The sequence below is a fragment of the Nocardioides sp. genome, assembly GCF_004803405.1.
Lineage (GTDB): Bacteria > Actinomycetota > Actinomycetes > Propionibacteriales > Nocardioidaceae > Nocardioides > Nocardioides vastitatis.
In genome coordinates, this window is sequence record NZ_SSXI01000113.1 from 58,991 (window position 1) to 68,039 (window position 9,049).

Consider the following 9,049-nt stretch of genomic DNA (forward strand, 5'->3'; position numbering starts at 1 on the left):
AGCCTGGCTCGTCCCATAAAGGATTCCCCGTGGCCAAGCCGCCTCCGTCCACCGTCGACCAGGTCGTCTCCCTCGCGAAGCGCAGAGGCTTCGTCTACCCCTGCGGCGAGATCTACGGCGGCACCCGCAGCGCGTGGGACTACGGCCCCCTGGGTGTGGAGCTGAAGGACAACATCAAGCGCCAGTGGTGGAAGGCGATCGTGCAGGCGCGCGAGGACGTCGTCGGTCTCGACTCCAGCGTGATCCTGCCCCGCCAGACCTGGGAGGCCTCGGGCCACGTCGCCACGTTCAGCGACCCGCTGACCGAGTGTCAGTCGTGCCACAAGCGGTTCCGGGCGGACCACCTGCAGGAGGAGTTCCTGGAGCGGGAGTCGAAGAAGGGGAAGCAGGTCAGCGCGGATCCCGCGACGGTCGACCTCGCCACGCTCACCTGCCCCAACTGCGGCACCCGCGGCGCGTGGACCGAGCCGCGTCAGTTCTCCGGCCTGCTCAAGACCTACCTCGGAGTGGTCGAGGACGAGTCGGGGCTGCACTACCTGCGCCCGGAGACCGCGCAGGGCATCTTCCTCAACTTCGCCAACGTGGTGACCTCGCAGCGGATGAAGCCCCCGTTCGGCATCGCCCAGATCGGCAAGAGCTTCCGCAACGAGATCACGCCCGGCAACTTCATCTTCCGCACCCGCGAGTTCGAGCAGATGGAGATGGAGTTCTTCGTCAAGCCCGGTGAGGACGAGGAGTGGCACCAGTACTGGATCGACGCCCGCACGCAGTGGTACGTCGACCTCGGCATCAAGGCCGACAACCTGCGCCACTACGAGCACCCGAAGGACAAGCTCTCCCACTACTCCAAGCGCACCGTCGACATCGAGTACCGCTTCAAGTTCGCCGGCTCGGAGTGGGGTGAGCTCGAGGGCATCGCCAACCGCACCGACTTCGACCTCTCCACCCATGCCCAGCACTCCGGCCAGGACCTCAGCTACTTCGACCAGGCCAACAACGAGCGCTACGTGCCCTACGTGATCGAGCCGGCCGCGGGCCTCTCCCGCAGCCTGATGACGTTCCTGGTGGACGCCTACTCCGAGGACGAGGCGCCGAACACGAAGGGCGGTGTGGACAAGCGCACCGTGCTTCGGCTCGACCCGCGGCTGGCGCCGGTCAAGGTCGCCGTGCTGCCCCTGTCGCGCAACGCCGACCTCACGCCCAAGGCCAAGGCCGTCGCTGCCGAGCTGCGCCAGGCCTGGACCGTCGACTTCGACGACTCCGGCGCGATCGGCCGCCGTTACCGCCGCCAGGACGAGATCGGCACGCCCTACTGCGTCACCGTCGACTTCGACACCCTCGACGACCAGGCCGTCACCGTCCGTGAGCGGGACTCCATGTCCCAGGAGCGGATCGCGCTGGACAAGCTCACCACCCACTTCGCCGAGCGGTTCATCGGATGTTGACCCGCGCCCGGTCCACCCTCGTCCCGGTCGTCGTACTCGGCCTGGCGCTGGTGGCTGCCGGGTGCGGAGCTGATGACAAGAAGGCCGACCGGGACGAGTCGGCGTCGCCCAGCCCGACGAGTACGACGACCAGCCCGGCGCCGTACCTCGAGGTGGCTGAGGGCGTGGAGCTCACCGAGCCCGGCACCGCGCTCGCCCTCGGCCAGGAGGCGGTGGTCGCCTTCGAGCTGCGGCAGGACGTGACGGCTGCACTGGCCGTCACGGTGGAGCGGATCGAGCGCACGTCGTTCCGGGAGTCCTTCCAGGGCTGGCGGATCGACGACGTGACCGCAGCGCGGACCCCGCACTTCGTGCGGCTGAAGGTCACCAACGTGGGAGAGGGAGACCTCGGCGGACTGCTCCTGGACGACGTGATCTGGGCCGACGACGGCACCAAGCTCGAGGCGCCCGTCTACTACGACGCCAAGCAGCTGCCGGTCTGCGCGGGCGGACCGCTGCCGAAGGCGTTCGCGTCCGGCGCGACCGCGGCGCTGTGCCAGGTGTACTTCATCGCGGACGGCCACCGGCTCGCAGCGGTGACCTTCCACCCTCCGGCAGACCTGGCGGCGATCACGTGGACCGGCGCGTTCAGCAAGGTGCAGCCGCCGGCTCGGAACCCGAAGAAGAAGGCCGTCAAGCAACAGTGATTTGGGTGGCGCCCACGCACTCCCGGACAATGGCGAGGTGCTGGCACCCGTTCGCGAGGGTCTGACCCTCGGCAACCTCCGCGTGGAGACGCCCGTCGTCCTCGCGCCGATGGCGGGTGTCACCAACGCGGCGTTCCGCCGGCTCTGCGCCGAGCACGGAGCAGGCCTCTACGTGTGCGAGATGATCACCAGCCGGGGGCTGGTCGAGGGCGACGAGACGACCCGGCGGATGCTGGTCTTCGACGACGCCGAGCGGGTCCGTTCGGTCCAGCTCTACGGCACCGACCCGACCTACGTCGGCAAGGCGGCGCAGATCCTCTGCGAGGAGTACGGCGTCGCCCACATCGACCTCAACTTCGGCTGCCCCGTCCCGAAGGTCACCCGCAAGGGTGGTGGCGGCGCGCTGCCCTGGAAGCGGGGCCTGCTCGCCCGGATCCTCGAGGAGGCGGTCGCGGCCGCGACGCCGTACGACGTCCCGGTGACGATGAAGACGCGCAAGGGCCTCGACGAGGACCACCTGACCTACCTCGACGCCGGCCGCATCGCGCAGGAGACCGGGTGCGCGGCCATCGCGCTGCACGGCCGCACGGTGGCGCAGGCCTACTCCGGCCTGGCTGACTGGGACGCGATCGCGCAGCTGGTCGAGCACGTCGACATCCCGGTGCTCGGCAACGGGGACATCTGGGAGGCGGCCGACGCCGTGCGCATGGTCGAGCGGACCGGTGCCGCCGGTGTCGTCGTGGGCCGGGGCTGCCTCGGCCGCCCGTGGCTCTTCCGCGACCTCGCCGCCGCATTCGCCGGACAGGCCGAGACCACGCTGCCCACGCTGGGCGAGGTCACCGTCATGATGCGGCGTCACGCCGAGCTGCTGTGCGACCACATGGGGGAGGAGCGCGGCTGCAAGGAGTTCCGCAAGCACGTCACCTGGTATCTCAAGGGCTTTCGTGCCGGCGGAGAGCTGCGCCGCTCGCTCGGTCTCGTCGACACCCTCGCCACCCTCGACCGGCTGCTGGGCGAGCTCGACCCGAGTGAGCCCTACCCGGTCGCCGAGCTGGGGGCTCCGCGCGGGCGACAGGGGTCTCCGCGCAACCGGGTCGTGCTGCCCGAGGGATGGCTCGACGATGCCGACGGCAGCGGCTGCTCCATACACGAAGCGGTCGACGAGACCACCGGTGGGTGACCCGAAACACGGTGTTAACCCCGGTTGTTGATTCGTGAAGCATTCGACGGCTGTGCTTGACTCACGCGTCGTGCCTGATCCCGCTAGGGTGTCGGGCACGCGTCCCTGACAGCGACAGCAAAGGAATCAGCGCGTGGCACATAGCCACAAGCGGGAAACCGCGCGACGTACGCCCCGAGCAGCAGCACTTGCCGGCTCCCTCGCCGCCCTGGCGACCGGTGCCGTCGTCACCGCCGGTGTCATGAACACCTCGGCCCCTGACAACAACCTCCTCGCCGTCGACCCGACCTCGTCCGTCGCCGGGTCGGTCAGCGTCAAGGCCCGGGAGCTCCCGGTCCTGTCGCGTAGCGGCGCCCGCGCCGGCGAGGCCGAGCCCCGAGCGGCGAAGGCCAAGCCGAGCCGGGTGGACCTGCTCCTCGCGAAGGAGGCAGTCGCCAAGGCGGTCAGGAGCGCGGAGACCGAGCTCTGGACGACCGCTCCGCTGAACCTGTGGACACGGCCCGACCAAGAGGCCAAGCAGGTGGGCGAGATCGAGGAGGGTGAGCGCGTCCTGGTCACCGGCCGCGAGTACGGCGAGCGTGCCGAGGTCGTCGTCGGAAAGCAGGCCCGCTGGGTCACCGCCGGCTACTTCTCCGACGAGAAGCCGCTGACCCTCGGCGGCGACTGCACCAACGGCACCACGGTGCCGTCCGGCGTGAGCGAGAACATCAAGAAGGTCCATGCCGCGGTGTGCGCCAACTTCCCCGAGATCGGCACCTACGGCACGTTCCGCAGCGACGGCGAGCACGCGCAGGGCATCGCGGTCGACATCATGGTCTCGGGCGACCGCGGCTGGGAGGTCGCGGAGTTCGTCCGCGCCAACTACGCCGCGCTGGGCGTGAACTACCTGATCTACTCCCAGCAGATCTGGTCGGTCGACCGGGCCGGCGAGGGCTGGCGCGGCATGTCGGACCGTGGGTCCGCCACCGCCAACCACTACGACCACGTGCACGTCACGACGTACTGAGCCGCGGGCAGGGCGACGGCCTCCCCGACGCAGGCACCGATCGAGGCCCGGCCACCGCGTGGTCGATAGTCTCCGCGTCGTGGATGACGTCGAGCTGCTCTACGACGAGCACGCGCGCGAGCGGATCGTGCCGGAGCCGCCCAAGCGGGTCGACGCTCCGGTGCGGCTCGCGTTCGAGCGTGACCGGGCCCGCGTCGTCCACGCGGCGTCGTTCCGCCGACTGGCGGCCAAGACCCAGGTGGTCGGGCCGCAGAGCGACGACTTCGTCCGCAACCGGCTGACGCACAGTCTCGAGGTGGCGCAGATCGCGCGGGACCTCTCCCGGGCGCTCGGCGCACATCCGGACATCACGGAGACCGCGGCGCTGGCGCACGATCTCGGCCACCCGCCGTTCGGCCACAACGGCGAGCGGGCGCTCGCGGCCCTCGCGGCTGACTGGGGCGGCTTCGAGGGCAACGCCCAGACCCTTCGGGTGCTCACCCGGCTCGAGGCCAAGACCGCGGACGGGGCGGGGGAGTCGGTCGGTCTGAACCTGACCCGGGCCACGCTCGACGCCTGCACGAAGTACCCGTGGGGGCTCGACGAGACCCACGCGAAGTTCGGCGTGTACGACGAAGACCGGCCCGCCTTCGACTGGCTCCGGTCCGGGGCGCCCGAGCGGCGGCGCTGCATGGAGGCCCAGGTCATGGACCTCGCCGATGACGTGGCCTACTCGGTCCATGACGTCGAGGACGGCACCGTGGCCGGCAAGATCGATCTGACTCGGCTGGACGCGCCGGCCGTGTGGGAGACCGTGCGCGACTGGTACCAGCCCGACGCGACCGACGACGAGCTCGACGCGGTCCTCCAGCGGCTCCGTTCCGTCGGGAGCTGGCCGCAGGCGCCGTACGACGGTCGCCGGGGCAGCCTGGCCGCCCTCAAGAACCTGACGTCCGACCTGATCGGCCGGTTCTGCGGCGCGGTCCAGCAGGCGACGTTCGCGGCGTCCGAGGGACCGTTCGTCCGCTACGCCGCAGACCTCGTGGTTCCACCGGAGACCTGGGCCGAGATCACGGTGCTCAAGGGCGTCTCGGCGCACTACGTCATGCAGGACGGCGCACGGGTCGCTCTCCAGGAGCGCCAGCGGGAGCTGCTCATCGAGCTCGTCGCGGCGCTGCTCGACCGGGGTGCCGACGCGCTGGACGAGGCCTTCACCGTGGACTGGGACCGGGCCGCGGACGACACGGCCCGGGGCCGGGTCGTGATCGACCAGGTCGCCTCGCTCACCGACGCGAGTGCCATGGCCTGGCACCAGCGCCTGTGTCGCTGACGTCGCCGAGTCGGCCCGGAGCCCGCACCTGGCACGAACGAAGGCCGGCCGCAGCCCGAGGGCTGCGGCCGGCCTGTCGCTGACGGAGGTGCTGAGGATCAGCCGGTCACCGGGACGTGCGTCTCGACCGGGTCAGGTGCCGGAGCCTCGCTCGGGTCCACGTCGCCGCCCCGATCGCTGGTGACCTCGCCGCAGGTCGCGGAGGCGACGGTCAGGTCGATCTGGTCGAACAGGGTGACGTTGAGCGCGTCGACGGTGAAGGTGCCGTCGGCGTTGTTGGTCTGTCGGTTGAGCGTCACCTTCACCAGCTGGGGGATCTCGATCGCGCTGTTGGCCCGGTTGGTGTCGATCAGCGTCGGCAGCAGGCCGTTGGTGAACTCGACCGTCACGTCACCACTGTCGCCGTTGCACTCGGCGGCCACGATGGCGGCGCCGAAGAGGTTGCCCGACTCGGCGAAGTCGCAGATCGCTCCGAGGTGGTCCGGCAGGACGTCGTTGAAGTCGAGCGCCGTGATCAGGTCGAGCCTGATGTCGTGGCCGGCGGCTTCGTCGACGAGGGGGTCGAAAAGATCGGGCGCCAGGGTGCCGTCCTCGTCGGTGGCCTCGTCCTTGATGTCCTCGACGGGGATGTTGTCGAGGGCGGCGCAGAGGGGCTCGAGCTGCGTGCCGAGCTCGGCCAGCTGCGCGAACTCACTGTCGAGGAGGACGACGCTCAGCTCGGCGACCGAGGCCTTGGCCTGGCCGTTCTGTGCCGCGACGTTCATCGCGCCGGCCTCCAGCAGCGGGGCGCCTGGTACGTCGACGGCGGAGTCCTCCACCAGCGAGCCGTCGGTCGACTCCACGAACGGGGTCGGCGGGATGGCCTCGTTGTCAGCGATGTTCAGTGCGATGCCGAACGCGGAGGAGGGCTCGCCCGCCGCACTCGCGGCAGTGCCGCCGCCGAACAGCGCGACGGACGCCGCGCCGGTCACCAGCAGGAGAGCGCCGGCGGCGGGAGCCAGGTGCCGGTTGATCTTCATGGGTTTCCCTTCATCTGTATCACTTGTCGGCATCGGGAGCCGAGAGTGCGGGTTAGTTCTTGTCGACAAGGACTGGTGTGCCGATCGGGACGGTTCGGATCAGAGCGAGTGCCTCATCGGGCACCCTGACGCATCCGTGACTGACCGCTTCGCCGAAGACCGACGGGTTCGTCCAGCCGTGGATCGCGACGGTGCCCGGGCCACCGCCGTAGGAGTCGAGTGTGTCGCTGTGGCTTCCCAGCGGCAGGATCACCGGCGAGAACGGTTGCTTGTCGTCGATGATCTGCCCGAGGACGAACGTGCGGCCGACGGGGGTCGGCGTGGCCGGCGCGCCGATCGCAACCTCCCACGACCCGACCGGGCGGTTGTCCTCGAACAGCTCCAGCGTGCGCTGACCGAGGTGCACCCTGATCAGGAAGCTGCTGTGCGCCTCTGCGAGCTGGGAAGAGCGGATCCAGCCGGTGGAGCCGTTGGGTCGCGATGGCAGCAGCACCTGTACCCAGTCGCGGTTCCGCGTGATCACCGGAAGCCAGGTGTCCCCGAACTGCTTCGGCCCGATCTTGGCGAACGGCTTGCCGTCCGGGGCGTCGTACAGGATGACGAGCCGCTTCGGGTGCACCACGGTGCCCTTCGGCACCCGGTCCGGGCGCAGGTCCTTCGGGGCGGCCTCGATCGTGGTCTTCGTGGAGCTCATCGGCAGCGAGTTGAGATCGAGCTTCTCCGACGACGAGGGCGACTGGGTCCGGGCCGAATCTTCGTCCTCGCCCCTGAAGGCCACGACCAGCGCCGAGACGGCGAAGAGCAGCACGACGAGGGTCACCGGCCAGGACATGCGCGGGCGCGCAGCGGCCTGATCCATGTGCTGTCCCTCCCGGAATGCTCATCCCACGACCCCCACTCGTCCTGGTCTCCCCAGACCTGTGCAACGACGCATCAGGGACGAAAGTCACGCTGAGCCTAGCCTGAGCGCGCCGTCACGTCCCCGGTCCACGGGAACTGAGACCTAGACCGCACGACAGTAGGATCGCCGCATGGCCGGACGGATACGTGACGAGGACATCGCCGCGGTCCGCGAGAAGGTCCGGATCGACGAGGTGGTCTCGGGTTATGTCACCCTGCGCAACGCGGGCGGCGGCTCGCTGAAGGGCCTGTGCCCCTTCCACGACGAGAAGTCCCCTTCCTTCCACGTCACCCCGAGCCGTGGGTTCTTCCACTGCTTCGGATGCCAGGAGGGTGGTGACATCTTCACCTTCCTGATGAAGATCGACGGCCTGACCTTCGGCGAGGCCGTCGAGCGGATGGCGGACAAGTACGGCGTGCAGCTGCGACGCGACGAGTCCGGGGCAGACGACCGGCCGAAGGGTCCGCAACGGCGCCGGCTGATCGAGGCCCACGCGGTGGCCCAGGAGTTCTATGCCCAGCAGCTCGGAACCTCCGAGGCGCTGGAGGCCCGCCAGTTCCTCGACCAGCGAGGCTTCGACCAGGACGCCGCCCTCACCTTCGGTGTCGGGTTCTCGCCCCGTGACGGCGAGGCGCTGTGGCGACACCTCAGCGCCCGTCGCTTCACGTCCGAGGAGGTCATCGCGGCCGGTCTCGTCGCGATGGGCCGTTCGCTCTACGACCGGTTCCGGGGGCGCCTGATGTGGCCGATCCGGGACGCCACGGGCGACACGATCGGCTTCGGCGCCCGCCGGATCTTCAGCGACGACCGGATCGATGCCAAGTACCTCAACACTCCCGAGACGCCCATCTACAAGAAGAGCCAGGTCCTCTACGGCATCGACCTCGCCCGGCGCGAGATCGCGCGCACCTCCCAGGCCGTGATCGTCGAGGGCTACACCGATGTGATGGCCTGTCACCTCGCCGGCGTCGGCACCGCCGTCGCCACCTGCGGCACGGCCTTCGGCGACGAGCACGCCCGCGTCCTGCGCCGCTTCCTCGATGACCACGAGGAGTTCCGCAGCGAGGTCGTCTTCACCTTCGACGGCGACGAGGCGGGCCAGAAGGCCGCGCTCCGCACGTTCGAGGGCGACCAGCGGTTCGTGTCCCAGACCTATGTCGCCGTCGCGCCCCAGGGAATGGACCCGTGTGACCTGCGGATCAAGGAGGGCGACGCCGCCGTTCGTGAGCTGATCGCCACCCGCAAGCCGCTGTACCGCTTCGTCCTCGACAACGTCGTCGGCCGCTACGACCTCGACCGCGCGGACGGCAGGGTCGACGCGCTCCGAGCCGGCGCGAAGCTGGTCGCGAGCATCCGCGACCGCTCGAAGGTCGACGCCTTCGCCCGCGAGCTCGCCGGGATGGTCGGGGTCGACATGGAGGAGGCCAGGGCTGAGGTACGCCGTGCCGCCGCCCGTGGGTCGTCCGCGCCTCCCGACCGGCGGGCGCCCGGGCAGCACGCCCG

At 69.9% G+C, this 9,049-nt stretch carries 8 protein-coding genes; 6 read left to right on the forward strand and 2 right to left on the reverse strand.

Translation table 11 applies throughout. The features are described 5' to 3' along the window. The first annotated feature begins 29 nt into the window (after nt 1–29). From E7Z54_RS08465 to E7Z54_RS08485, 5 genes are all read left to right on the forward strand, one after another. Nucleotides 30–1,445 carry a glycine--tRNA ligase gene (locus E7Z54_RS08465; protein WP_136432792.1) on the forward strand — a complete coding sequence of 472 codons (1,416 nt, stop codon included), beginning with the start codon at nt 30–32 and terminating at the stop codon, nt 1,443–1,445. Beyond that, nucleotides 1,439–2,131, forward strand: a complete 693-nt coding sequence (locus tag E7Z54_RS08470; protein WP_136432794.1) for a hypothetical protein — start codon at nt 1,439–1,441, stop codon at nt 2,129–2,131. The genes E7Z54_RS08465 and E7Z54_RS08470 overlap by 7 nt, the downstream gene beginning before the upstream one ends. Before the next feature lies 1 nt (nt 2,132). After that, nucleotides 2,133–3,311: a tRNA dihydrouridine synthase DusB gene (gene dusB / locus E7Z54_RS08475; protein ID WP_136432796.1), complete on the forward strand. Its 1,179-nt coding sequence runs from the start codon at nt 2,133–2,135 to the stop codon at nt 3,309–3,311. 133 nt (nt 3,312–3,444) lie between these two features. After that, entirely contained in the window at nt 3,445–4,317 is an 873-nt protein-coding gene (locus E7Z54_RS08480) for a hypothetical protein (protein WP_136432798.1), read from the forward strand. Nucleotides 4,318–4,396: 79 nt separating this feature from the next. Then, nucleotides 4,397–5,626: a deoxyguanosinetriphosphate triphosphohydrolase gene (locus E7Z54_RS08485; protein WP_136432800.1), complete on the forward strand. Its 1,230-nt coding sequence runs from the start codon at nt 4,397–4,399 to the stop codon at nt 5,624–5,626. A 98-nt stretch (nt 5,627–5,724) separates the two neighbouring features. On the opposite strand, the gene E7Z54_RS08490 is transcribed toward E7Z54_RS08485, so the two are convergent. Continuing rightward, nucleotides 5,725–6,645: a choice-of-anchor P family protein gene (locus tag E7Z54_RS08490; protein ID WP_136432802.1), complete on the reverse strand. Its 921-nt coding sequence runs from the start codon at nt 6,643–6,645 to the stop codon at nt 5,725–5,727. A gap of 52 nt (nt 6,646–6,697) precedes the next feature. Beyond that, nucleotides 6,698–7,504, reverse strand: a complete 807-nt coding sequence (locus E7Z54_RS08495; protein WP_206056077.1) for a L,D-transpeptidase — start codon at nt 7,502–7,504, stop codon at nt 6,698–6,700. Nucleotides 7,505–7,676: 172 nt separating this feature from the next. On the opposite strand from E7Z54_RS08495, the gene dnaG reads away from it, so the two are divergent. Next, a partial coding sequence (gene dnaG, locus E7Z54_RS08500; RefSeq protein ID WP_136432804.1) for a DNA primase occupies nt 7,677–9,049 on the forward strand: 1,373 nt, incomplete at its 3' end.

Coding starts and splice junctions, on each gene's coding strand:
- E7Z54_RS08470 (WP_136432794.1), top strand. CDS start 1,439: ATGTTGACCCGCGCCCGGTCCACCCTCGTCCCGGTCGTCGTACTCGGC.
- E7Z54_RS08490 (WP_136432802.1), bottom strand. CDS start 6,645: ATGAAGATCAACCGGCACCTGGCTCCCGCCGCCGGCGCTCTCCTGCTG.
- E7Z54_RS08495 (WP_206056077.1), bottom strand. CDS start 7,504: ATGGATCAGGCCGCTGCGCGCCCGCGCATGTCCTGGCCGGTGACCCTC.